The organism is Croceitalea sp. MTPC5 (assembly GCF_036985505.1).
GTDB lineage: Bacteria > Bacteroidota > Bacteroidia > Flavobacteriales > Flavobacteriaceae > Croceitalea.
This window is the reverse complement of sequence record NZ_BTGQ01000001.1, coordinates 816,641-842,657: the sequence shown is the minus strand read 5'-3', so window position 1 is coordinate 842,657 and position 26,017 is coordinate 816,641. Positions and strand designations below refer to the sequence as shown.

General features: G+C 39.4%; 22 protein-coding genes. 8 read left to right on the top strand and 14 right to left on the bottom strand.

Annotation, left to right across the window (positions count from 1 at the left end):
- Positions 1 to 162: 162 nt before the first annotated feature.
- Positions 163 to 1,050 (top strand): hypothetical protein, encoded by an 888-nt coding sequence (locus AACM45_RS03885; protein WP_339140896.1) that lies wholly within the window; start codon positions 163 to 165, stop codon positions 1,048 to 1,050.
- 86 nt (positions 1,051 to 1,136) lie between these two features.
- On the opposite strand, the gene fumC is transcribed toward AACM45_RS03885, so the two are convergent.
- On the bottom strand, positions 1,137 to 2,534 hold the full coding sequence (fumC, locus tag AACM45_RS03880; protein WP_339140894.1) for a class II fumarate hydratase: 1,398 nt from the start codon (positions 2,532 to 2,534) through the stop codon (positions 1,137 to 1,139).
- Positions 2,535 to 2,671: 137 nt separating this feature from the next.
- On the opposite strand from fumC, the gene AACM45_RS03875 reads away from it, so the two are divergent.
- Positions 2,672 to 2,845: a hypothetical protein gene (locus AACM45_RS03875; RefSeq protein WP_311351023.1), complete on the top strand. Its 174-nt coding sequence runs from the start codon at positions 2,672 to 2,674 to the stop codon at positions 2,843 to 2,845.
- Between the two features lie 32 nt (positions 2,846 to 2,877).
- Here the strand turns inward: AACM45_RS03875 and AACM45_RS03870 are convergent, their stop codons facing one another.
- The 6 genes from AACM45_RS03870 to AACM45_RS03845 form a co-directional block, all read right to left on the bottom strand.
- The gene (locus AACM45_RS03870) at positions 2,878 to 5,310 is read right to left on the bottom strand and encodes a TonB-dependent receptor domain-containing protein (protein WP_339140893.1); all 2,433 of its coding nucleotides are present in this window, start codon (positions 5,308 to 5,310) and stop codon (positions 2,878 to 2,880) included.
- Positions 5,310 to 5,768, bottom strand: a complete 459-nt coding sequence (locus AACM45_RS03865; protein ID WP_339140892.1) for a hypothetical protein — start codon at positions 5,766 to 5,768, stop codon at positions 5,310 to 5,312. The genes AACM45_RS03870 and AACM45_RS03865 overlap by 1 nt, the downstream gene beginning before the upstream one ends.
- 101 nt (positions 5,769 to 5,869) lie before the next feature.
- Positions 5,870 to 6,965 (bottom strand): peptide chain release factor 2 gene (gene prfB / locus AACM45_RS03860; RefSeq protein ID WP_339140891.1). Its coding sequence is split into 2 segments (ribosomal slippage): positions 5,870 to 6,901 and positions 6,903 to 6,965, totalling 1,095 coding nucleotides; the frame shifts between segments, so codons are not numbered across the junction.
- 42 nt (positions 6,966 to 7,007) lie between these two features.
- On the bottom strand, positions 7,008 to 7,862 hold the full coding sequence (locus AACM45_RS03855) for a transglutaminase-like domain-containing protein (protein ID WP_339140889.1): 855 nt from the start codon (positions 7,860 to 7,862) through the stop codon (positions 7,008 to 7,010).
- A gap of 31 nt (positions 7,863 to 7,893) precedes the next feature.
- Entirely contained in the window at positions 7,894 to 8,838 is a 945-nt protein-coding gene (locus AACM45_RS03850) for an alpha-E domain-containing protein (protein WP_339140887.1), read from the bottom strand.
- Between the two features lie 2 nt (positions 8,839 to 8,840).
- Positions 8,841 to 10,307 (bottom strand): circularly permuted type 2 ATP-grasp protein, encoded by a 1,467-nt coding sequence (locus AACM45_RS03845; RefSeq protein ID WP_339140886.1) that lies wholly within the window; start codon positions 10,305 to 10,307, stop codon positions 8,841 to 8,843.
- A 191-nt stretch (positions 10,308 to 10,498) separates the two neighbouring features.
- On the opposite strand from AACM45_RS03845, the gene AACM45_RS03840 reads away from it, so the two are divergent.
- Together AACM45_RS03840 and AACM45_RS03835 are read left to right on the top strand one after the other, a co-directional pair.
- Positions 10,499 to 12,901: a zinc-dependent metalloprotease gene (locus tag AACM45_RS03840; RefSeq protein WP_339140885.1), complete on the top strand. Its 2,403-nt coding sequence runs from the start codon at positions 10,499 to 10,501 to the stop codon at positions 12,899 to 12,901.
- A gap of 21 nt (positions 12,902 to 12,922) precedes the next feature.
- Positions 12,923 to 13,945: a threonine aldolase family protein gene (locus AACM45_RS03835; protein WP_339140884.1), complete on the top strand. Its 1,023-nt coding sequence runs from the start codon at positions 12,923 to 12,925 to the stop codon at positions 13,943 to 13,945.
- On the opposite strand, the gene AACM45_RS03830 is transcribed toward AACM45_RS03835, so the two are convergent.
- Both AACM45_RS03830 and AACM45_RS03825 read right to left on the bottom strand, forming a co-directional pair.
- Complete coding sequence (locus tag AACM45_RS03830; RefSeq protein WP_339140882.1) at positions 13,932 to 14,300, bottom strand: YegP family protein; 369 nt, start codon at positions 14,298 to 14,300, stop codon at positions 13,932 to 13,934. The genes AACM45_RS03835 and AACM45_RS03830 overlap by 14 nt on opposite strands.
- Positions 14,301 to 14,317: 17 nt before the next feature.
- Complete coding sequence (locus tag AACM45_RS03825; protein WP_339140880.1) at positions 14,318 to 14,644, bottom strand: YbaB/EbfC family nucleoid-associated protein; 327 nt, start codon at positions 14,642 to 14,644, stop codon at positions 14,318 to 14,320.
- A gap of 138 nt (positions 14,645 to 14,782) precedes the next feature.
- On the opposite strand from AACM45_RS03825, the gene AACM45_RS03820 reads away from it, so the two are divergent.
- The 3 genes from AACM45_RS03820 (at position 14,783) to AACM45_RS03810 (ending at position 19,326) form a co-directional block, all read left to right on the top strand.
- A complete protein-coding gene (locus AACM45_RS03820; RefSeq protein ID WP_339140879.1) occupies positions 14,783 to 16,837 on the top strand; it encodes a S9 family peptidase in 2,055 nt (684 codons plus the stop codon).
- A gap of 68 nt (positions 16,838 to 16,905) precedes the next feature.
- Positions 16,906 to 17,946: a PLP-dependent cysteine synthase family protein gene (locus tag AACM45_RS03815; RefSeq protein WP_339140878.1), complete on the top strand. Its 1,041-nt coding sequence runs from the start codon at positions 16,906 to 16,908 to the stop codon at positions 17,944 to 17,946.
- Positions 17,947 to 18,066: 120 nt separating this feature from the next.
- Complete coding sequence (locus AACM45_RS03810) at positions 18,067 to 19,326, top strand: aminotransferase class I/II-fold pyridoxal phosphate-dependent enzyme (RefSeq protein WP_339140877.1); 1,260 nt, start codon at positions 18,067 to 18,069, stop codon at positions 19,324 to 19,326.
- A 545-nt stretch (positions 19,327 to 19,871) separates the two neighbouring features.
- Here the strand turns inward: AACM45_RS03810 and AACM45_RS03805 are convergent.
- The 5 genes from AACM45_RS03805 to AACM45_RS03785 form a co-directional block, all read right to left on the bottom strand.
- Entirely contained in the window at positions 19,872 to 20,627 is a 756-nt protein-coding gene (locus AACM45_RS03805) for a DUF6090 family protein (protein WP_339140875.1), read from the bottom strand.
- A 314-nt stretch (positions 20,628 to 20,941) separates the two neighbouring features.
- Positions 20,942 to 22,426 (bottom strand): serine hydrolase, encoded by a 1,485-nt coding sequence (locus AACM45_RS03800; protein WP_339140873.1) that lies wholly within the window; start codon positions 22,424 to 22,426, stop codon positions 20,942 to 20,944.
- A gap of 161 nt (positions 22,427 to 22,587) precedes the next feature.
- On the bottom strand, positions 22,588 to 23,298 hold the full coding sequence (locus AACM45_RS03795; protein ID WP_339140872.1) for a DUF7019 family protein: 711 nt from the start codon (positions 23,296 to 23,298) through the stop codon (positions 22,588 to 22,590).
- 199 nt (positions 23,299 to 23,497) lie between these two features.
- Positions 23,498 to 24,616 carry a GTP cyclohydrolase gene (locus tag AACM45_RS03790; RefSeq protein WP_339140870.1) on the bottom strand — a complete coding sequence of 373 codons (1,119 nt, stop codon included), beginning with the start codon at positions 24,614 to 24,616 and terminating at the stop codon, positions 23,498 to 23,500.
- Between the two features lie 52 nt (positions 24,617 to 24,668).
- Positions 24,669 to 25,649 carry a transporter gene (locus tag AACM45_RS03785; protein ID WP_339140868.1) on the bottom strand — a complete coding sequence of 327 codons (981 nt, stop codon included), beginning with the start codon at positions 25,647 to 25,649 and terminating at the stop codon, positions 24,669 to 24,671.
- 22 nt (positions 25,650 to 25,671) lie between these two features.
- Here AACM45_RS03785 and AACM45_RS03780 point away from each other — a divergent pair, with 22 nt between their 5' ends.
- A complete protein-coding gene (locus AACM45_RS03780; RefSeq protein ID WP_339140867.1) occupies positions 25,672 to 25,995 on the top strand; it encodes a DUF4834 family protein in 324 nt (107 codons plus the stop codon).
- Positions 25,996 to 26,017 lie beyond the last annotated feature (22 nt).

The window sequence follows — 26,017 nt, the reverse complement described above, 5'->3', positions numbered from 1 at the left end:
GGAAAAAAAATTTTTTGTCTTAAAGTTAAGTATTTATTAGGCTTACCTATATATTTCACAAAATTGAAAGTGCTAAAACATCTAAAATGAAAACCGTAACGTAGATATACCATAATACTTAAAAAAACTTTTTAAAAGAAGAGTTTATTAAAATTTAAAATTATGACAGAGACAAAAAGTAACAACGGGTTAAAAGTTATAGCAGGCCTTTTAGGCGTTATTCTTTTAGGCACTATTATTTATACCGTTAGTCTTTACCAAGACAAGAAAAAAACAACAGATGCGCTTACGCAAGAGAAAGAATTGGTAGTTGAGGATTTAAACAGCTTAAAGTCAGAGTATGATAAAGCGATTTTGGAAAGTAACGCTACCAATGAAGAATTGGTTGCAGCGCGTGATAATATCGCAAAGTACATTGATTCCGTTCAAGGTATGAAAGCGGATATCGCTTCTTTATCGAGATATAGAAGGCAAGTAAGTGTTTTAAAAGCTGAGCGTGAAGAATTGTTGAAACAAGTAGATTCTTTGACACAGTCAAACTCTTTATTGGCGATGCAACGTGATAGTACTTTTGTCGAGTTGGAGAAGCAGACCGTTTTTAATGATTCTTTAGTGGTGTCGAATACGCAGTTGGCCGATGCCGTTGAGAGGGGATCTGCCTTGAATCTTTCAAGTCAAAGTATTGATGCCGTAAAAGAAAGGAATAGTGGTAAATTGGTTTCTACTTCAAGGGCTAAGGCTACCGATAAATTCAAGGTTTGCTTTACCGTTGCTTCCAATCAAATCGCACAAGCCGGTGATAGGGAATTCTTTATCGAGGTTTTAGACCCACAAGGCAACACGTTGGGTGAAGGGCTTACCATGACCAATGAAAATGGTGGTTCTATTTCGTACACTAAGGGTACTAGCTTCTATTATGAGAATAGTTCTTTAGATGTATGTGATTATATCAATAAACCTGCCGACAACTTCCAGAAAGGAAATTATATGGTCAATGTTTATGACGATGGTTTAAAATTATTAGGAACATCTAAGTTCGTACTTAAGTAGGGAACACTATCCATATTATAAAACGAAAATGGGCAATCCGATTTGGATTGCCCATTTTTATTTCAATGGTTTTACAATTCAAAACGTTATTTCAAACTACCGACCATAGCTTCCGGTTTCACCCATTCATCATATTCTTCGGCCGTAACATGCCCTAGATTAATAGCTTCTTCTTTTAAGGTCGTTCCATTTTTATGTGCCGTATTGGCAATTTCGGCAGCTTTATAATAGCCAATTTTGGTATTCAAGGCGGTGACCAACATCAAAGAGTTGTTCAATAATGTTTTGATCGTTTCATGATTAGGCTCAATACCAGCTACACAATTGGTTTCAAAACTCACACTTGCATCACCCAAAAGCTGTGCAGAGGCCAAAATATTGGAAGCCATCACCGGCTTGAATACGTTCAATTCATAGTGTCCCTGGGTTCCCCCGACCGATATGGCAACGTCATTGCCAATAACTTGGGCACATACCATGGTTATCGCTTCGCATTGTGTCGGGTTTACCTTGCCCGGCATTATGGAGCTGCCCGGTTCGTTGGCAGGGATAATGATCTCACCAATACCTGAACGGGGCCCTGAGGCCATCATGCGTATATCATTCGCAATCTTATTCAATGAGACGGCCAATTGTTTTAAAGCTCCGTGACTTTCAACAATGGCGTCATGTGCGGCCAAGGCTTCAAATTTGTTCTTTGCGGTCACAAATGGTAGCCCGGTAAATTCGGCTATGTATTTTGCGACTAAAACGTCATAGCCTTTCGGTGTGTTCAATCCCGTACCCACTGCAGTACCCCCAAGAGCTAGTTGGCTTAAGTGTGGCAAGGTGTTTTTCAAGGCAGCCAAGCCATGGTCTAACTGTGCGACATAACCCGAAAACTCTTGGCCCAGGGTTAGGGGGGTGGCATCCATTAAATGGGTACGGCCTATTTTGACGACATCTTTGAACTTTTCTGATTTTTCCAGCAAAGTATCCCTAAGCTGTTCAATGCCGGGAATGGTCACATCAACAATTTTTTTATACGCTGCGATATGCATTCCGGTAGGGAAGGTATCGTTTGAAGATTGTGATTTGTTTACATCGTCGTTGGGTTGAATGGTCTTTTCACCTTCACCAATAGTTTTTCCGGCAAGTTCATGCGCCCTATTGGCCACGACTTCATTTACATTCATATTACTTTGGGTACCTGAACCCGTTTGCCAAATCACCAAAGGAAACTGATGGTCATGTTTTCCAGCCAGGATTTCATCGCAGACGGTTGCAATCAAATCCCTTTTTTCCTTTGCCAACACCCCGAGTTCGTGATTGGTATACGCAGCCGCTTTTTTTAAATAAGCAAAGCCGTATATAATCTCTAACGGCATAGAGGCTGCCGGGCCAATTTTGAAATTATTACGCGAACGCTCTGTTTGGGCTCCCCAATATTTATTTGAAGGTACTTTTACCTCGCCCATGGTATCTTTTTCTATCCGGTATTCCATAGTATCGATTTATTAGTGTAAAGTTAAAGTTTCAAGGTTTTATATTTCTGATTTTTGAAGGTTTCCAATATTTTTTCATAATTCATTTGTAATTTCTGACCTTTTCAGGGTATCTTTGTCGTGTAAAATAAGATTTCATGGTAGAATTTGACCAATATCTCGGATTTTTAGCATTTTTGACCATCTTGACCATTGGATTTTGGTTGATGATTTTTTTATTGACTTTTGTCGTTCCCTACTGGTTAGGGGGGAATTTACTTGAAATGTGGAAAGAACGGCGTGAAGCCAAAAGGGCTGCGCGAAACGAATAAAAAAAGGAGCTTTTAAAGCTCCTTTTTTAGTTTTATGCCCCATATTCTTCCCCACCGCCATCATCATCACGATTTCTATTACCGTTTCTATCCTTCTTTTGGTTGAATCTGTACGTAAAAGTCAAATTGAAACTACGTTCCCGCCACTGAAACTCACTATTGTTTACAAACGAAGGGGTTATTGTTTCGCTTCTTCTTTTCCTACTATTGAAAACATCACTGACATTAAAGGCCAAAGAGGCTTTCTCTTTAAATAGGTCCTTGCTGAAAGCAAGGCTTAAAGAGAAGATTCCTTCGGTCGTGGTTTGCGCATTTTCTGTAGGGCCCCTATAAAACAGACGGCTTTGCCAATCGACATTACCAGGAAGCGTTACTTTATTGTTCAAACGAATGAACCAACTCAGATTTTCGGCGTCAAAATTCTGTCCATTAAAATCACCCCTAGTGATTAGGTTGAATATGTTGATATTACCATTAATGTTCCATTTTCTTGTTGGTCTATAATTCGTGTTGAATTCGAAGCCATACCGATCATTGCGGGCTAGGTTGACAGGCGTTCTTCTAATAATGCGTACTTCTTCCCCATCAAAAAAAGTAGTTTCTCCAGAATCTTCGGTTATAAATGTGATAACGTCGGTAGCCCTTTGAAAGTACACTGAACTATTTATGGTAAGCTTATCAAAACGTTTTAAATACCCCAGGTCGACTTGATTTGAAAAGGAAGGCGTCAAGTTTGGGTTACCCTGAAAAAGGTTTGTAGGACTCGACCTTGAAGGAAATGGATTCAGAAATCGAGATCTTGGCCTTCTGATACGCCTATTATAGCCCAACTGAAAATTCTCTCTTTCATTCACCTCATAATTTAGGTTGAACGTAGGAAAGAACCCATCAAAGTTGTTGCGGTTAAAATCATTGGTTTCAAGCTGGTTGATGATCAATCGGGTGGCTTCGTATCGCAAACCGCCCAAAAATGAGAATTTTTTTATTTTGCTACCATATTGGCTATAGACCGCATTTATGGTCTCCCTATAATCAAGCAGGTTGCTAGGGTCCGTGATGCCGAGTTCATCTAGTGTGGGTTCAATAAAAACGACGTCATAATCGGTTTCCAATTGGTTGAAGTCGCCTCGATAGCCTATTTCGAACTGTCCTGCTTTTCCGATGGGGACCACGTAATCCGTTTGCATGAAAACACGTTGCTGATCTTCAGCGGTCCGCACACTTTCGCTATCGAATCCGTTCTGGATGATTAGGGATTCCTCTACTTCATCGGTTGTCTCGTATTGGAATGCGAAGGTCAATTTATGGTTGGAGTCCCCATTGAACTGCTTGTCGTAATTGAATGCGTATTGAAAGGTTTTATCATCTTCGGTCTCAGGGTCAAACCGAAATCCCGAGGAAGTACCACCGTCAGCATTCAACTGCGTAAAATCGTTGGTGGTATTGCTACTATTATCAGAATCGCGTATAAAAATGGATTGTGTTATGGATGCCGTTTTGTTAACATACCATTCCACGCCTAGGTTCATATTGAATCCCTTACGAATTCGTTCAAAGTCACGCTCCTCACGAATCGCATTGGTAAATACACCCATGTCATCAAAAAAGTCGGTGTCGTTGAGGGAGTTACCGGGATTTTCACGATAGTTATACCCCGTATTCGTAAAGATGTTGAGGTTGCCCATTCTATAATTGAGGTTTCCATTGATTCCCGCTTGGGTAGGGTACCCGAAATTAGTGGTTAAAGCACCATTGAGCCCTTGTAGCTTGCTTCTGCGCAAAATAATATTGATGATTCCGCCCGAACCTTCTGCATCGTAACGTGCCGACGGCGATGTGATGACCTCAACTTTTTCTATTGACTCTGCCGGTAACTGTCTGAGTGCATCCGTACTGTTCAATCCCGTTATGGCAGAAGGTTTGCCATTGATTAAAATACGCACGTCATCATTGCCACGTAATTGCACGTTGCCTTCAACATCAACGGAAACGGAGGGCACATTGTCTAAAACATCACTTACGGTGCCGCCACTCACGGTCAAATCAGAGCCGACATTATATATTTTTTTATCGAGACGCAGTTCTACCGTGGTGCGTTCTGCGACGACGGCCACTTCATCTAGTTGGGCAACATCAATCGAAAGCCCAATAATACCCAAATCGGTATCATTGCGCATGAGCTGTCGTTCTTGTTGAAAGGTGGTGTAAGAAATGTACTCCACCGAAAGATTGTACATGCCCGGCATGGCCTCAACCTCAAATTTTCCATCCAAATCCGTGATTCCACCAGTAATGTTTTTGGTATCACGAACACTTTCCAAGATAAAGGTCGCGTATTCCAAAGGTTGCCCGGTGTCTTTGTCGATGACTGTTCCCTTGATTTTAATCGGTGAAGTATTTTGTGGCCTTTGGGCTAATAACAAGGTGGTCGTGCATAAAAACACGACCAGGAACAGTCTTTTCATTATTCTTTGTTTTTCTTCTTCTTCTTTTTCTTTTTTCGTTTGCCTTGAAAGCGTCTTTCCTCTAAATCGATGTATGCCAGATATTTATCTTCTGGTAAACCGGCCCGTAACTCTTCTTTCTGTAGTTCAGCCAGCTTATCATACTCTTCCTTCATTTTTTTCGGCTCTAGTTTTAAAATTTGAAGTTCGAGACGTTTTTGAACATATTTGACCAACGTAGCGCGAACCACGGCTTCTTCAAAAGGATCCAATTCTAGGGTCTCGGTAATCTTCGGCATTTGTTCATCAACCAACTCATCAGCGGTTTTCGCTTCTGGTTCAGGTGGTGGTGTCTGGGCTTGGGGGATTGCCGTTCGTTGTTGTCTGCCGAATCTATTGTTGTTACGAAACTGGGCCGAAATGATTTGGGTACCCAAGAGGAGGAGGAGTAGCGTGGTAAACTTGACTTGTTTTTTCATTTTTTTATTCGATTTCGAAATTAAACCAAGGTTTAAAAGAGCTTGGTTAATTGTTTGTTAAATTCAATTAAACGTTAAACAAATTAGGAATAGCTTAACTTTTATGCTTCTTTTTGCCCCATCATCATCAAAAACGCTTTTAAAAATTGATTGATATCCCCATCCATTACGGCGTCTACATTACCTGTTTCTTGAGAAGTTCGAACATCTTTCACCAATTTATAGGGATGCATCACGTAATTTCTAATCTGGGATCCCCACTCTATTTTCATTTTTGAGGATTCTATTTCTTGTCGTGCTTCCTGTTTCTTTCGAAGCTCAATTTCGTATAATTGTGATTTCAGCATTTTCATTGCAGTGGCACGATTGTCATGTTGTGATCTAGAGTCTGAACACGATATTTGTATGCCCGTAGGCTTATGTACCAATTGTACCTTGGTTTCAACTTTGTTCACATTCTGCCCACCCGCACCACTTGATCTAGCGGTGGTAATTTCAATGTCAGAAGGATTTACCTCAATCTCGATGGTATCGTCCACCAAAGGATACACATAGACTGATGCGAAACTGGTATGTCTTTTGGCATTACTGTCGAAAGGGGAAATACGTACAAGACGATGAACGCCATTCTCGCCTTTTAACCAGCCGAAAGCGTACTCTCCATCAATTTCTAGGGTAACCGTTTTTATTCCAGCGACATCTCCTTCTTGATAGTTGAGTTCTTTTACCTTAAAACCATTTTTTTCGCTCCACATTAAATACATTCGCATCAACATTGCCGCCCAATCGCAGCTCTCGGTACCACCGGCTCCTGCAGTAATTTGAAGCACTGCGGTAAGCTCATCACCTTCATCCGAAAGCATGTTTCTAAATTCAAGGTTTTCAATGATTTCCACCGCTTGGTCATATTTTTGGGTCACTTCTTCCTCACTTACCTCACCGGCTTGCTGAAACTCTAACAATACCTCTAGGTCATTTACCAAAGTCTGTGCCGAATTGTAGTCTTGCACCCATCTTTTTTTCGACTTGATGGCTTGCATCTGTAGTTGTGCCTCTTGCGGATTATCCCAAAAACCAGGGGCAAGTGTTTTCTCCTCCTCGTTTTCTATTTCAATTAGCTTGGCATCAATGTCAAAGATACCTCCTTAACGCACCAAGGCGATCAATAAGACCTTTATGTTGATCTGTCGTTACCATAATTACTATTTGGGGCAAAAATACACTTCTTTTTGGTATGCTTTATTGCTGTGAGGCATAGACCTCTACGGAATGATTTGTTTCATTCGTACCCGTACCATAGACGACACCTTTGATGGGCGCGCAATCTTGGTAGTCTTTACCGTGGGCCACCTTAATATGGTTTAAGCTGGCCAAGATGTTATTGGTCGGATCAAAACCTACCCAACCTATTTCGGGCACATGGGCCTCTGCCCACGCATGCATTTGCGAATCACCAAAATAACCATTTCCCTGATGTAGGTAACCAGATACATAACGTACGGGAATACCATGTTCTCGACATACTGCGCAAAAAAGATGGGTGAAATCTTGGCATACACCATGACGGTTTTCAATAATTTGCTCTAAGTCCGTATAGACATCGGTCACTCCACTTTGAAAATAAAGATGCTCGAAAACCCAGCTGTTTAAAAATTTCAAGTTCTCGAATATGGATACGGATCGGTCAAACGAATATATTCCAACATGCTTCTTCGGTAACGATGTAAACACTGTTTTTCTTAAATAGACCTCATGTTCTGCCCTGAAGTCGATACTATGAAGTACTTTATGCTTTTCGTAAGGGGTATCGTCAATTGTAAAATTAAATGGATTTACCTCTTTTTTGATAAGCATGAATTTGGCGGTAAAAGAAATTTTTGAGATTTTTTTTCTTGAATGTACCCGTATTACGGAAAAACCTAATCCATTTATGGAAAGCCCACTGGACTCATCCAAATCATTGCTGAAATGCCATTGGATCAATTCTTGCGTTTCATTCGCTTCAGGCAGTATTAAAAACTGCCAAAAAGCCCTTGTGATTGGAGCTTGATACGTATTCTCGGCCTTGTAGGTCAATGAGTATTTTAGTGGCATTTAGAATCGCTGGATAATTGAGTGAAGATATCTAAAATTTAAAAAATTCCTCTTCCATTTTTTGGCTGATCCCAAACAATTTCTGGAGTATTTGTTCGATGAACCGTTGTATATCCTCTTCTATTTCCTCTACTTTTTTAAACTGGAACTCCGCCCTTAATTTACCGACCAAAAATGCGGTGGAGTCTTTGGCAGGGTGTTTCGATCGGTCCAAAACATTGATATGGTCACAAATTTGATTCAAACTGTTCATCACCGATCGGGGGCAATCCCCGTTTAATACCAAAAATTCCAACGTGGAGATACTGGTAGGCGTTTTTTTATAAAACCGACGCATCATGTCGTAGGCCTCTGCGCATTTCAATAGCGTTATCCATTCAAAGCTATTGGCTACCGTATCGCCATAACTTCCCTTGGCAATGGTGGCATCATGGTACTTGGCATTAATGATCCGTATGATTTGGGTGGCCCTTTCGATATTGATGCCCATCATGATAATGGCATATACTTGGTCATGAAGCAGTGTGGCCCTTATCTTGCCCCTTAAGATCATGCATTGTTCTATGACATTAACGGTAAAATCATAGAGTCCCTTCTTGACAAAAACCTCTTTGTCATAGTTTAGGATAAAATGATAGAACTTATTGATGGCTTCGTAGATTTCAGTTGATATCAAATCCCGGGCACTATTGGCATTTTCCCTTGCAGCCTTTACATTGTTGATTATCGAAAAGTAGGAATCAGTGTTCAAACCGATGTTAAAAAGTACCTTCTCTTCATTCAATACGGTATGATCTTCACTGGGTTCCCCTAGCATGAACAACATCGATTTCAAGACAAACTGTCTTGACTGTGATTTTTCATTAGGGGCATCCAGGGATGAAAAATAGTTGACGTTGAGGTAGCGAGCGATGTGTTCTGACCGTTCAATATACCTACCCATCCAAAAAAGATTGTTTGCTACTCTTGAAAGCATAATTATTTTTTAAGTACCCATGTATCTTTTGAACCTCCACCTTGTGAAGAGTTTACCACCAAATTACCTTCTTTTAGGGCAACTCTGGTAAGGCCTCCCTTCAAGACAAATTCTTTATCCTTGCCCAAAAGGGTAAACGTTCGAAGGTCGATGTGCCTTTGTTCGAACGATTCTTTTTTGTCAATGTATGTAGGATGTACGGAAAGTGATAAAATAGGCTGGGCCACATATTTTCTAGGATTTTCCTTAATTTGATTTTGAACCGCCTTGATCTCTGATTTAGTGAGTCGGTTGCCAATTGATATACCATAACCACCCGCCTCATCAACAGGTTTGACCACCAATTTATCTATGTTTTCAAGAACAAAATTCAATTCGTCAGGTATTGAACAATGATAGGTTTGCACATTATTCAAAATAGGCTCTTCGTTTAAATAATATTTTATGATCTGGGGCATGTAGGTGTAAATGGCCTTGTCATCTGCAACTCCTGTGCCAGGGGCATTTGCCAAGCAAACATTTCCTTTTCTATAGGCGGCAAAGAGGCCGGGTACCCCTAATGCGGAGTCCGGTTTAAACTCTAGGGGATCAATAAAAAGGTCATCAATACGTCTATAGATCACATCGACTCTTTCAGGACCGTTTATGGTCTTCATATAAACGAAATCATTTTCAACGAAAAGATCTTGGCCTTCCACAAGTTCCACTCCCATGGCCTTCGCTAGGTAGGAATGTTCGTAATATGCTGAATTGAACATTCCTGGGGTGATCACTACACAAGTCGGGTTGTCGACACCTTTCGGTTTTACACTCTCCAGAATATCCAAAAGATTTTCGGCATAATCGGTCACGGTATGGGCTTGATAATGATTGAAAACCCCAAAGAGGGCCCTTTTCAGCGCCGTTCGGTTGCAAACCACGTAACTTACTCCCGAGGGGCACCTTATATTATCTTCCAAAACATAGTAATTACCGTCTGAATGCTTGACAATATCTATTCCTGAAATGTGGTTGTATATGCCATTGGGTGGGTCAACACCCATCATTTGATGCAAGTAATTTGAAGAAGAACTTAACAAGTCCAGCGGAACAACGTTGTCCTTAATAATCCTCTTTTCATGATAGATATCCCATAAAAATAGATTAAGGGCCTTACTACGCTGAATAGACCCCGATTCAATAATTTCCCACTCACTTGAATCTATGATCCTTGGGAACAGATCAAAAGGAAAAATCTTTTCTTTCGCCTCGTTCTCGCCGTAAACTTGAAAGGTAATCCCTTGGTTAAAAAACGAATTTTTGGCTTTATTGTTTAAATGGACATAGTCTGAGATGGAATGCGCTCCGTAAAGTCTAAAAAGTTCTTGATAAATAGCCTTGGCTTCTCCGGTGTTGTCAAAGACCTCGTCTAATAGTCCCTCTTTTTTTAGGTAAGATTTGAACAGTGAATTATCGTGACGTACACCCATAACTAGTTTTTCTTAATATAACATTTTAACAATGACCCACCATGTGGATTCAGTAAAAAAGAGCGAAATATTTATAGATATGCCAATGTTTAAGTGTAAAAATTAATAAAATTGTAATATGGAACGAAAGTTCAATTCAAATAGTGATAGTAGTTGATTTTAGCTATTTTTAAAACCAAATCAATATCGTTATGAAAAACAATACACTTTTGATGGTATTCATGTTTTGTGGTCTTTTAGGGAGAACCCAATCTTTTGAGATGACCAAGGATTTTCAAAAGTTCAATGGCCATTTTAATTTCTACTATGACGATGCCGAAGACAAAATGTACCTTCAAGTAGATGAATTGGAGAAGGAGTTTCTCTATGTGTATTCTTTAAGTAGTGGTATTGGAAGTAATGACATCGGATTGGACCGCGGGCAACTTGGCAATGAACAAGTCGTATTTTTCAAAAAGGCGGGACAGAAACTACTCTTGGTGCAACCAAATCTTAAATTTCGAGCGCTGACGGACAACGAATTGGAACGAAAATCGGTAGAACAGGCCTTTGCAAAGTCGGTTTTGCATGGCTTTAAGATTGAAGCGGAAAATAAAGGAAGCTATCTGATCGATTTTACCGATTTCTTGATGCGCGACGCCCATGGTGTTTCAAATCGCCTACAACGCACGAATCAAGGTTCGTATAGTTTGGATAAATCGAAAAGTGCTTTTGCTTTTGAAAGGACCAAAGCTTTCCCTGAAAATGTGGAGTTCGATATTACGCTTACCTTTAAGGGTAATGCAAAAGGAGGGTACATCAGGTCGGTGGCCCCAAACTCTAGCCTGGTGACGGTGGCGCAACATCATTCGTTGATAGCACTGCCTGATGATGATTATGAAAAAAGGGAATTTGACCCTCGCTGTGGTTCTTACCCACTTTCGTACTACGATTACGCTACCCCGGTACAAGAACCTATTTTAAAACGTTTTGTCACTAGGCATCGTTTGAAGAAAAAAGATCCCTCCGCCGCGGTAAGCGAAGCAGTGGAACCCATAATTTATTATTTGGACAATGGTACCCCTGAACCGGTTAGGTCTGCGCTTTTAGATGGCGGTAAATGGTGGAACCAAGCTTTTGAGGCCATTGGGTATAAAGATGCCTTTCAGTTAAAAATATTACCCGATGATGCCGACCCAATGGATGTACGCTATAATGTGATACAATGGGTACACCGTTCCACTAGGGGCTGGAGCTATGGAAGTAGTATAACGGACCCTAGAACCGGTGAGATAATGAAAGGTCATGTTAGTTTAGGAAGTCTGCGCATTCGTCAAGATTTTTTAATCGCGCAGGCCTTGATGAACAAACCCTTTGCTCAGCGTGACGATAATTACCAACCCATGTTGGATTTGGCCCTTGCCCGAATTCGCCAGCTCTCCGCACATGAAATCGGACATACCTTAGGTTTTGCCCATAACTTCGCAGCAAGTACGAATGGCAGGGCCTCCGTGATGGATTACCCACATCCACAGTTTGAGCTTAAAGGAAATCAAATCGATTTCTCCAACGCATATGATACCGGCATTGGGGCTTGGGACAAGGTCACGGTGGCCTACACGTATTCAGACTTTGAGAAAGGGGTCAATGAGAAAGAGGCATTGAACGATATCTTGAAAAATGCCCAGCAGAAAGGATTGCGGTATATCTCAGATCAAGATGCCAGACCTATTGGCGGAGCGCATGCCTTGGCACATCTATGGGATAATGGTACCAGCACGAATGAGGAACTGGACGCTATTTTAAAAATCAGGGATATCGCCATCAATAACTTTTCACCTGACAACATACGATCAAACGAACCCTATTCGGTCTTGGAAGATGTTTTCGTGCCTTTGTATTTTTTGCACCGTTATCAAATGGAAGCGGTGTCGAAGGTTATAGGTGGCTTGGATTACAATTATAAAATTAAGGGTGATGGTCAGCTTTCGGTAATTACCATACCCAAAGAAATTCAGAAAGCTGCCTTGAAATCTATGATGAAGACCCTGAACCCTGAGGTCTTGGCCATACCAAAATCAAAACTATCCCTTTTTCCTCCACGAAGCATAGGCTATTCAAAGACCAGGGAATCCTTTAAAGGAAAAACAGGGGTGGCCTTTGATCCGTTCGGTGCGGCAGAGACAGCCAGTAATGGCACCCTTGGGTTATTGTTCCATCACGAAAGGGCGAACAGGTTGGTGCAACAAAAAGCTTTGGATGATAAACAGCTAAGTTTTTCAGATGTGGTAAATACCGTCATTGAGACGACCATTAAGTCAAAGCCCCAAAAAGGGTATTTGGGTGAAATTCAAAAAATAGTGAATTGGCAGGTGCTTCAAGAATTGATGTATGTTGCAAGTCATGATAACAGTTTTCCACAAGTAACGGAGACCGTACTTTTTGAGATGATGCGATTGAAGACCTATCTTGGCGGAAAAGCCACCGACCCTACTTCAATTTTGATGAAGACGGAAGTAGAGGGCTTTATCAAAAATCCTAAGGGGTATAAGAAGAAGATTGACGCTCCGAAGATCCCTGATGGATCCCCAATTGGCATGGCTTGTTTTAATTAAGATTTGAAGGAGTTTTTCGGGATGGAAATAAATCTGATCAGTGATACGGTTACGCGACCTACCAAAGGCATGTTGAATGCTATGATGAACGCGAAGGTAGGGGATGATGTCTTCAAAAATGACCCTACCATCAATGCACTTGAGGCAAAAGTGGCTGAGCTATTCGGTATGGATGCCGCACTCTATTTCCCTAGCGGTACCATGACGAATCAAACGGCCATTAAACTGCATACCCAACCAGGGGAACAATTGATCTGTGATAAATATGCCCATGTCTTTAATTATGAAGGGGGCGGGGTCAGTTTCAATAGCGGGGTGTCTTGCAAGTTGGTAAACGGTCATCGCGGTATGATGACCGCTGAGCAAGTGGAAGCGGCAATAAACCCTCCAGATTTTTACCATAGCCCCTTGACTTCACTGGTATGCATCGAAAACACGACGAATAAGGGAGGGGGCGCTTGTTGGGATTTTCAGGAACTTCTGAAAATAGCTACGGTCTGTAAAAAACACGGTTTAAAATATCATTTGGATGGTGCCCGGTTGTGGAATGCCTTGGTCGCCAAGAAAGAATCGCCAAAGCAATATGGCGAACGCTTTGATTCGATTAGTGTCTGTCTGAGTAAAGGCCTGGGGTGTCCAGTAGGGTCGGTTTTGGTAGGTAATGAAGAATTGATCCATAATGCGTTGCGGGTTCGAAAAGTGCTGGGTGGTGGCATGAGACAAGCAGGATTTTTGGCGGCAGCGGCAATCTATGCGTTAGAACATCATATAGAACGTCTTACAGAAGATCATCAAAAGGCAAAAGAACTGGGAACGGTACTCGAAAGCCTAGATTTCATTAAGAAAGTGGAGCCAATCGAGACCAACATCATTATTTTCGAGATAGACGAAAAGCAACTTAGCACAGATGATTTTCTCGCAAAACTCAATGAAAACCAAATTGCGATTATCGGCATGGGCCAAGGAAAGTTGCGCATGGTCACCCATTTGGATTATACCAGTGAAATGCATGAAAAGACCATACGAATTCTTAAGGCCATTTAGTTTCCGTAATACTTTTGATTAAGTTTTTGATACCGTTTTCCATGCCTGCTTCCGAGGTGTAGGGGTTGCTTTGACCTATGGTTTCCCCAGAGTTGTTTTTTAAATGAAATTGAAATTTTCCGGCATAATTGGTCTTACGCTCAAAACGAAAGTGTCTTTGAATATCTTGATGGAGTAGCCCTACGGTTTTTTGAATATCGCCTTCTTTGTCAAAAGGGATACTTTGAAAAAGGGTGTTTCCAGTATTCGACTTTAGCTGAAATCGGTAGTGGTTGGTATCATCTTTCAGTACTTCTATTTTCTTCTCTTGAGACATCTCCATAAGATACGAAAAACAAGAAACCCAAGAAAACATGTACGATGTTTTCCAGTTTATTTAAAGAGGGAATCCATTCCCGGAATATTGGGCATACCATCTTTGGCAACTGCGGCCAGTTCAGCTTCGTTAACGGCGGTAGCTTTTTCAATAGCCTTGTTCAAGGTAAGTATAAGATAATCTTCCAACTGTTCTTTATCGCCCAGAAGCGTATCATCGATTGAAATGGACTTGATTTCCCGATTCGCCGTTAAGCTAATTTTCAAAAGCGCATCAGAAGAACTCTCATCAACGATTACGGTACTTAGCCGTTTTTTAGTTTCCTCTACTTTGGTCTGGGTCTCCTTCAATTTTCCCATCATACCCATTAAATCTCCGAACATAATCGTGTTTTTTAGTTTTGGTTTTCAAATTTAGGAAATCGTTCCAAGATTCTAAGAATCAAATATCATCCTTGATGCCATCCGTATCTCTTTTCTATCTTATTTTTGTCAGCTATTGAACAGAACAAACGTATTCTTATGGCATTGAAAGCCCCGAAAGCAAAAAAAATATCCAAAAAACTCGAAATCCATGGTGATTGTAGAATAGATGATTATTACTGGTTGAACCAACGTGAAGATAAGGCGGTCATCGATTATCTAAATGCGGAAAATGAGTATTACGGGCAAAGTACGGCGCATACGAAGACCTTTCAAGAATCGCTGTTCAAAGAGATGAAATCACGGATTAAAGAAGATGACACTTCGGTTCCCTACAAGATGAACGGCTATTTTTACCTTACACGATTTGAAAAGGGTAAAGAGTATCCTATTTATGCTCGAAAAAACGGTAGTTTAGATGCAAAGGAAGAAATGCTCTTTGACTGTAATGAGCTGGCAAAAGGCCATGATTATTTTAATTTACGCGGTGCTGCCATAAGTCCTGATAACACGCTGGCTGCCTTTGGGGTGGATACGGTTTCAAGACGCCAATACGATATTCAAATTAAAAATCTGGGGACCGGGGAGCTGTATCCCGATAAAATTGAGAACACGACAGGCAGTTCGGTTTGGGCCGCGGACAATAAGACGATTTTTTATACTAAGAAAGACCCGGTCACGCTTCGTTCCGATAAAATCTATAGACATGTGTTGGGCACTCATACCGATCAAGACGAACTTGTATTTCATGAAAAGGATGACACTTTCAATACCTTCGTATATAAAACCAAGTCAAAAAAATACATTGTAATAGGCTCCGTAAGTACCCTGACCTCAGAATATCAGATTTTACCCGCAAGTGAACCTGACGGTGATTTTAAACTATTCTCACCGCGAATACGGGGTTTGGAATACTCGATTTTCCATTATCAAGATAATTTTTACGTATTGACCAATAAAGATGGTGCGACCAATTTCAAATTGATGCGTACCACCGTGGGTCATACTACCCATGATAATTGGCAAGAATTTATTGCTCATCGAAAAGAGGTACTTTTAGAGGATATCGATATTTTCAAGGACTATTACCTATTATCAGAGCGTGAAACGGGCCTCAATAAGATGAAAGTGGTCAGGTGGGATGGTACCGCTAGTTATTACCTTCCTTTTCAAAGTGAGACCTATGTGGCCGGAACCACTACGAATATTGATTTTGACACTGAGATCGTGCGGTATTTCTATAATGCCATGACTTCGCCTTACGCTATTGTCGAATTCAATATGCGGACCAAGGAAAAACGGATTTTAAAGGAGCAAGAGGTATTGGGGGGAACGTTCCGAAAAGAAAATTACCGTTCAGAACGTATATGGGCAAAGGCGGAGGACGGTACGGCGATACCCGTATCATTGGTGTATCATAAAAATACCGAACGTAACGGAGAGACCCCTTTATTGCAATATGCCTATGGATCTTATGGTTCAACAATTGACCCGTACTTTTCGACAGTACGTTTGAGTTTGTTGGACAGGGGCTTTGTGTATGCCATAGCCCATATCAGGGGTGGGGAATATTTAGGTAGGCCCTGGTATGAAAATGGAAAATTATTGCAGAAGAAAAATACCTTTACCGATTTTATCGACGTATCCAAACATTTGATTGCAAACGGATATACGGCTGCCAAGCATTTGTATGCCATGGGGGGATCCGCTGGGGGCTTGCTGATGGGCGCAGTAATCAATATGGCTTCAGAACTTTATAATGGGGTAGTGGCACAGGTGCCTTTTGTCGATGTGGTTACTACGATGTTAGATGATTCCATACCATTGACAACAGGAGAGTATGATGAATGGGGCAATCCGAATGATAGCATTTACTATGAATACATGAAATCATATTCGCCTTACGATAATGTCGAAGCAAAAGCGTATCCTCATATGTTGGTGACCACAGGGCTACATGATTCCCAGGTGCAATATTGGGAGCCTGCTAAATGGGTCGCCAAATTGCGGGAGTTGAAAACGGATGACAACCAATTGTTTTTAGATACCAATATGGAAGCAGGGCATGGAGGGGCTTCAGGACGCTTTGAAGCCTTAAAGGAGACTGCCAAGGAATACGCCTTTATCCTTGATTTAGAAGGAAAAATCGCATAAAATTAAAATTATTATTTTTGCACTTGTTTACAATAGTGCAAACTATTTTGCAAGACCTAACTTATACTATGGATAATACCATCAAAGCCTACGATAGCATTTTAGATTTAGTTGGCAACACACCGTTGATCAAACTGAACAAAATAGTCGAGCCCTTGGCCGGTAATTTTTATGCTAAATTGGAATGTTTCAATCCTGGTCATTCCGCGAAAGATAGAATAGCCACTTATATTATTGAGCAAGCTGAAAAGAAAGGACTTTTAAAAGCCGGTAGTACCATTATAGAAACTACCTCTGGCAATACGGGCTTTAGTTTGGCGATGGCCAGTATGGTAAAAGGGTACAAATGTATTTTGGCCGTAAGTTCAAAATCTTCACCTGATAAGATTGATATGTTACGTTCTATGGGTGCAGAGGTGTATGTATGCCCTGCCCACGTTAGTGCGGATGATCCCCGCTCGTATTATGAGGTAGCCAAGCGGGTACATCAAGAGACACCGGGATCCATTTATATCAACCAGTATTTCAACGCATTGAATATTGAGGCCCACTATCAGACCACTGGCCCTGAGATATGGGAACAAACGGGTGGCCAGATCACCCATTTGATAGCCTGTAGTGGCACTGGTGGTACCATTTCAGGAACAGCTCGTTTTCTAAAAGAGCAGAATCCAGATATCAAAGTACTCGCGGTAGACGCCTATGGTTCTGTTTTAAAGAAATATCATGAAACGGGTGAGTTTGATCACGATGAAATTTATCCCTATCGCATCGAAGGTTTGGGTAAAAATTTGATTCCCAAGGCTACTGATTTCAACACCATCGACCGCTATATCAAAGTTACTGATGCCGAGAGTGCCCATATGGCGAGAAAGATTGCCCATACCGAGGGTATGTTCGTTGGATACACCAGTGGGGCGGCCATGCAGGCTGTAATGCAGTACCATACCGAAGGGGAATTTACCAAAGATAGTAATGTGGTCGTCATATTCCCGGATCACGGATCGCGATATATGAGTAAGATCTACAGTGATGAGTGGATGGAAAACCAAGGCTTCTTTGATGCAAAAAATGCAGAAGTCCCTAAAGAAATACAGTACGTGAAGTAAGGATTAAGAATAACTAATTGAAAAAGCAACGGCTTTATGTCCGTTGCTTTTTTGTTTGTGAACATATCATTGCAAGGATCAATAAAATACATATTTTTGCAGTTGAAATATTTTAGGTAGATGAGAGATTTATTTGATAGGATTATTGAGAATAAGGGACCTTTAGGGAAATGGGCATCGCAGGCTGAAGGTTATTTTGTGTTCCCAAAACTAGAAGGACCGATTTCAAATAGAATGAAATTTCAAGGTAAGGAAGTCATCACATGGAGTGTCAATGACTATCTGGGCCTGGCAAATTTACCTGAAATCAAGAAAGTGGATGGTGACGCCGCATATGAGCACGGTTCTGCCTACCCCATGGGTGCTAGAATGATGAGTGGCCATACCGATTACCACGAACAATTGGAACAAGAATTGGCTGCTTTTGTGAACAAGGAATCCTCTTACTTATTGAATTTTGGGTATCAGGGAATCATGTCGGCCATTGATGCCTTGGTTGCAAAAGATGATATTATTGTTTATGATGTGGATTGTCATGCCTGTATCATAGATGGTGTGCGGTTACACGTTGGCAAACGCTTTACATTCAAGCATAACAATGTTGAAAGTCTTGAAAAGAACTTAGAGCGTGCCACAAAATTAGCCCAAGAAACGGGAGGCGGTATCCTTGTAATTTCGGAAGGGGTTTTTGGCATGCGTGGGGAGCAGGGTATCTTAAAAGAAATCGTTGCCCTTAAGAAAAAATACAAGTTTAGGCTTTTGGTAGATGATGCCCATGGTTTTGGCACCCTCGGTAAAACAGGTGCTGGAGCAGGGGAGGAGCAAGGCGTTCAAGACGATATTGATGTTTATTTTGCCACGTTCGCAAAATCAATGGCGGGTATCGGTGCTTTTTTGGCTGCCGATAAAGAAATCATTGATTTTCTAAAGTATAATCTACGTTCGCAGATGTTCGCTAAATCATTACCCATGATCTATGTAAAGGGGGCGTTGAAGCGTTTGGATATGTTACGTACGATGCCAGAGTTAAAGAACAAACTTTGGGAGAACGTAAATGCTTTGCAGAACGGTCTTAAAGAGCGCGGTTTTAATATCGGTACGACTACAAGTTGCGTGACCCCGGTCTATTTAAATGGAAGTATCCCTGAAGCGATGGCCTTGGTAAAAGATTTGCGTGAAAATTACGGAATATTCTGTTCTATAGTGGTTTATCCGGTAATACCGAAAGGGTTGATCTTATTGAGAATGATACCCACAGCTACACACACGTTACAAGATGTTACCGAAACATTAGACGCTTTTTCAGCGATTCGAGAGCGACTTGAGAATGGTACATATAAACGACTTTCAGCTGCGGTCGCTGCTGCTATGGGAGAGTAGTCGACTTTTACATGCTACAGCATAATTGTATTTCTACTTAGTCATTCCCTTGAATAACTGCTGTACTGTGACCAAGAAAAAATTGAAACTTGTTTTTAGGGATGGGGTTATCCCATAACCTATGAAAGTGATTTTTGCCCAAAATGTTATTGTTCTTGACAATTCTTGTAAATTTCGATTTGTCTGCGTTTTGTAACGTTCGTATTTCAATTTTTTCCAATCCTAGTAGAGGTTAGCGGCATTGTCAGAACTATCTTGACCGGTATATAAGCAAATAAAAAAGTACCCAGGTGTGTTCAACGAATACCTATAAATATTGTTTAAAGCCTTTTACATAAATCTCTGATTTGTTGCAATTAAGTGATTTAACCGTGAAGCCCTTAAGTTAATAGTTTCGTTTGTTGTTTGGTTAACTTCTATACGTATTTCAACGATTTATTGAAATTATTCATTTGGCAAGAAATCGTGGACTCTTTAGGTATGGCTAATTCATAGATGTTTAATTTGCTCGAAAAACAAGGAAGGTTACATCTTGCTGTACTTTATCATTCTTTTCTTTCGATTTCATTCTCCAAATCAGATATCAAAATCCGATATTCCGACTCCAGATTCTGGCCTTTTGCGATAACTTTACCCATCTTCTTAAGAAGTAAAATATACATATTCTTAAGCTTTTGCGAGTTAAAGGTTTTTATATAAAGGGCTTTGTCGTTTTGTTTTTCTTCTTCGGTTCGTTTCCTAAGTTTGGCTAAAACTTTTGGATTAATATTTAGATTAGCAATAAAACTTTCCTCTAAGTGTACCTTTGTGAACTCGGTCATTTCGTCTTCGCTTTCTTGGTAATCCGATACACTATCATAAAGCTTCGAAATTCTATTCTTTAAAGAATCATTTGTTATAATTTCAATTTTACCTGAATTTATTATGGAATTGTATATACCCGTGGAAGGATCAAATGTGTAGTTTTCAACATTTTCCGTTATCAATGAATCTAGGTAGACAAGCGGTCGGTTCGATACATCAACAAATAGAACTTCTTGCAGACTTCTATTTCTATTTATTTGGGCATTAAGAATATGGTTTAGCTCATCTAGATTGATTTTAATTGACTCATTTAAACTTTTTAGTGTTTTTAACTCGGTATTTTTCAACTGTTCCCTTTCATTCCAGTTGTTAATTTGCAATGCGATTAAAATTCCAACGACAACCAGCGTTATTTCCCCGAATGCATAAATCAAGTACTTTTTAAACTTGTTTTGTACAAGTAAGTTTTGTCTAAATTTTCTAAAGAATTTTATCATTGGTTATCTTGGTTTACATAGAGAACACAGCTTTACCTGGCGTAGGACAGCTGCAAAGCAGTGTACGGGTTTGAGCGCTAGTGGCAAATTTTACTGAAATATAAGAAAACCATGAGCGATATGATGGTGTAGGGAAATTTATGAATGGACAACGGCAAAAGATGAAAAGCAAGAAACTGATATTGATTGCGATGTTGAGCAGACTATTGAAACAAGCGTTTGCCATTGTAAAATAAGGCCAGCCCTATGATGAAAGTCACGCCTCGAAATTGAACTAAAAGAACTTTTTTTACTCAGTTCTTTGTTGTAGTCAGTTATTTCGTTTTTATCTTCTCAATCATTGCTTTAGAATTTTCATTTTCTGGGTTTAGTTCTAAAGATTTTTTGTAATTCTCCATTGCTAAATCATATTGTTTGTTGTTGTAATACGCTTCCCCTAATCCATTATATGATTTTTCTGACGGAAACTTTTCTGTTAAAAGTTGGTATACGGAAATTGATTTGTAAATCTGATTTTCACTCAAAATTCTTGCGCCTAAATATTCAAGTGTTTCTTCTGATTTATTTGGTAATTCAGATACTAATAGTTTGAGTATTTTTATAGCCTGTATATTTTTATTTTTCTCAAACAATTTATAAGACAAACGGGCTAATTCCCATTGGTTTGAAAAATTATAGGTATCAAAATCCGATTGCTTTAATTTTTTGTAATACGCAATCCCATCATCAACATTTTTATATGCTTTTTCACGAATAGTTAAATACACCGATTTTTGGGGAATGGTATAGGTTTCATTTTTAGTGATTTGGCTAATCGCTTCGGCTATTTCGTATATTTTTAAACTCTTATTATTGGTCATTAAAATTATCGTTGTTTGTTCCTTTAAATCAGAAAAAACAATGGATTCATAATTAAGGGAAGAACCGTGATGTATATAACTATTCAGCTCATTATCGGTGAATTTACCTTCGCCTAAAGCCGATTGACTTTGCTTAGAGAAGCTTTCAAAAAGTGTGTGTAATGATTCTTTTGAGATTAACTGATTTGACAATAAATGATGTACCCAAGTTGCTAGATCATCAATGGTTGGACATACTGAACCAGACATCTTTAATTCCATCTTTTCATCATTTACACCGTTACTATTAAATGCTCTTACAAAAAGAGGGTTATTGTATTGATGGTCTATAATTGAATTTTTGATTTTTAATGGTTTAAAAATATCTTGTTCTAAAAACTGATTAAATGTTTTTCCTGTTACTTTTTCAATAATTCGCCTTTGTAAAAATATATTGTTATTGCTATACGAGTAAGCAGTTCCTGGTTCAAATTCTAGTGCTTTTAGGTTTTTTAAACTGTTGTATATATCACTGTCGCTATGTGTGTTTTTCCAATCTATTGAAGGCAGGCCACTGGTATATTGTAATAGGTTTTTAATGGTGATTTTGTTAGACCATTCCGGCAGGTCTAATCCAAATTTTGACAGCTTATCACCCAATTGAAGTAGTCCTTTCTCCTTAAGCATCATAATTCCAACAGCATTGAATTCTTTAGAAATTGAGCCAATATCAAATAGCGAATTTTTAGTCAACAGTTTTGTTTTATTACCATCTACAAAGCCTTTTTCGGCTCTGTAAATGATTTTATCCTTTTTGATTACCAAAGCATTACCATTAAATATGTCTCGTTTATGGCAGATATCTAATAACGAATTGATTTGAATTTGATGTTCGTTTTGAGCATTTAATTGTAAAGTGAAAAGTGATAGAAATGAAATTAGAATAAGTCTTCGCATCATTGATTTTGATTGATTGTATGAGAAAGACGATTCTATCTTAAAATTGTTACGGTTCGTTTTTCTAATTGCCGACGGCTTTGTGTAAGAATAGTAGCGTATTAACAAACACTAACTTTTCGGTTAAACTGCTATTATTTTTATACAATGTTGTATACGGTTTTTTAGCAATATCGTACATATAGAGGCGTGAAAAATGAGCTCTTATCCGGATTTTCAATTCCTAATTCTTTGTATGCTTCCATACTCCAGTCTTGAAAATATTCTGTTGCTAAATGTTTACCTAAAAATTCCACTTCAAATTCTGGATAAGTAACCATCCTGTAGAAATCTCTAATGGTACTAGCTAATTCGGAACCATTAACTCCAGCAGCTATATTCGAATGATTAATCTTATACCTTTTGTCATTCATTAGATGTCCACTATTTTTTTCTATATTTTCATAACTCTCTACTATTGCTTCAACCAAGTACGGCCAATATGAATTTGCGGTAGAGTATTCTCCACTTTCTAAATTTCCAATTACGTTTCTTTTCGAACCTCCTAGCAGAAAATAATGTTCTATTTCAGGTAATTTTCCTACCAATCCAAATAGACTAGGATTTAAAGAAGACTTTATTGGCCTTACAATTACTTTTTCTTTTACCCATTCACCAGGATATTCTATTGTTCCAATTTGAGTTTTTTTCTCTAAATATTTTGTTACTTCATCAAGCATTGAAATCGTAGTATTTTCAATGTTTCCAGTTTTAATAGCTGCTTCGATAACTAAAAATTTGGCTTTAATCTCAGCATCTATCCCTTTAAAATTATCAGGTAATTGTTGAAAAAGATGTTTTAATTTCGATTCAGAGATGTAAATGTAGCTTTTCATTTGTTTTGTCAAAATTGTATACAACAAACAAATTGGTGTAGTTCTCGTTAACTTATCTAAATATAGTAAGAACCCTCTGAAGTCCACGCCAATACGGAAAAACAACCTTTTAAAACTTAGGTAATCGGTATATAAAAATATATCATCATTAAAATGAGATACAAAATACGTATAGCAAAAACAGAAACGGTTTCAAATGCTATAACGCCCTGCGGTACGTGCGTCTTCTTTTATGGGTTACCGGATCAAAGTGCTTCCACATCTGGCGTATGGCCGTATTCTCTTCCAATTCTGGGGTGCGAATGCAGTTGATAATCCCTTTTTCGGTAAAGGTTTTGTAGAACTCGTTGAAAATGATTGCCGTGACCCCTTTATTTTGATAATCAGGGTGAATACCGATCAAATAAAAAATAACATCCTTGCTATGTTTTTTGGCATGTAATAGATGGAACACCCCAAACGGAAACAATTTGCCCTTGGCTTTTTGCAATGCTTTTGAAAAAGAGGGCATGACAATCGCGAAGGCAACAAGCTTATCGTCTTTATCCACTACGAACTTGATATACTCCGGATTGATGAAACTGATGTACTTCTTTTTAAAATAGGCCTTTTGCACTTCGGTAATCTTTACAAAAGAAGCCAATTTTGAATAACTCTCGTTAAAAAGATCGAACATCTGGTCTACATAGGGCATGATTTCCGCACTTTCGGTGAAATTCATTTCCCGAAGCTGAAATCGTTTTTTGATAAGCATATTTGCCTTGGCAAAAAGTTTGGGATCGGCCGCTGCTGCCTTGAACTTATTCTCTAAATATTCTTTTTCCTTGACAAAACCATGGTGCTCAAAGTGTTTCTGGTAATATGGATGGTTGTACCAGGTAATCATGGTACCAATGTGGTCAAAGCCTTCGATAAGTACCCCGACCTTATCGAGGTTTGAGAACCCCACGGGGCCTTCCATATATTCCAAATCATGCGTTTTGCCGATTTCCTCTACTTTATCCAATAGGGCTTGTGATACGGCAATGTCATCTACAAAATCAAACCAACCGAAGCGCATTTTCTTGAGTTTCTGCTCCTTTACCTCGATCCAATTGACAATGGCTGCGACACGGCCAACGATTTCTCCATTTTTTACCGCTAAGAAAAAACGGGCCTCTGCGGTCTTAAAGGCGGGATTTTTATCTTTATCAAAGGTCTCAAGTTCATCTTTGATAATAGGGGGTACCCAGTAGTCGTTGTTTTTATAAAGTGTAAAGGGAAATTTGACGAACGCCTTTAAATCCTTTTTTGAAGTAGCTTCTTTTACTGTGACCATTGCCCGTATTTTGGTTGGTCAATATTAGCAATATTCTAAGCGGTAGAAAAACTTAGAAATCGATTTTATCTTTCTTTTTGCCTCGTTTTTTCTTTTTCTTCGGCTTTTTCTTTTTCATATCACTTTTCTTGATTTTACCAACACTTTTTTGGTCTTCGATAGGGATAAGCTGGTCTTTATGAAAATCCAATCGATACGATAGTCCGGTCGTGATGAAAAATCGGGAGGGAGTATTCTTGAAACTGGCCCCTGCGCTTAGGTCTGCCTGAAAATTAGGGCTGAATAAATGGGCGATACCACCTCGAATCAAAGAATCAGAGAAGCGGTCGCTATTGATCCCTTGGTGTTCCCCAAAAACACTCCATTTCGGATTTCTGAACGCGTGTGATAGTGAAATTATATAACTCAACTCGGGAAAATCGGTCGTAATACGATCATAGGCAATATTGGTGATCAATACCCATCTTGGGGTCAATCGACTCTGGGTGGCAATCATACCTCGGTATGAAAGGGTCGCATCCTCACGAAAAAAGGGATTGTCCCCTAAATTAAAAGTAGTCCCACCATACAATGAAATCGCGGGTAATAGGTTTTTGAACTGAAACTTATGGTTGGCTCGCCAGCTGTACAGATTGGGTTTGTTCGCTTCAGGATTTTTAAAAGGGTCAAATACCAAATACTTGATACCCAATCGATTTCTAGTAAAATCGGTACGGGTTTCCTCTAAGTTGAAATTGTTGAAATTGATATTTTGATTGATGAACGTACCCTCATAATTGATTTCTAGATTTTCAAATAAAAAACCATAACGTAACGAAAGATCGCTACCAAGAATACTCGATTCGGTATTCAAATCACTACGGTCTCGTTGTTCATATAATATTCCGAACTCTGCTTGTACCACATTTTTTCCTACGGCGTAGGCGCTGACCGATTGTCCCGGTCGATTCGAATTGATGACATCGGTATACTGTGCCATTACCATTGAGGGAACAAAAATTGTCAAAAAAAGAATTCGGATAATACGCGCCATGGACTGATTTTAATACTATTTTATGAAACTTATTAAAAGAATATGGGACTTACAGTGTAATTTTGAATCAATAGCAAACAGCAAGATGGTTTTATTACAAACGATTTTAATACTCATATTCGTATACTATGGTATTAAATTACTTTTAAAATGGCTGGCCCCTAGATTACTGCATTATGCAGCTAAGAAGACCCAAGAAAAGTTTGGTCAGCAGTTCGGTAACTACGAAGATTTCAATCAAAATACCACAAAAGAAGGACAGACCACGGTCAATAAACGACCTTTTCGAAAATCCAATCCCTCAAAAAAAGTTGGAGAATATATAGATTTTGAAGAAATTGACTGATCTTTAGGCTTTCAATAGATAT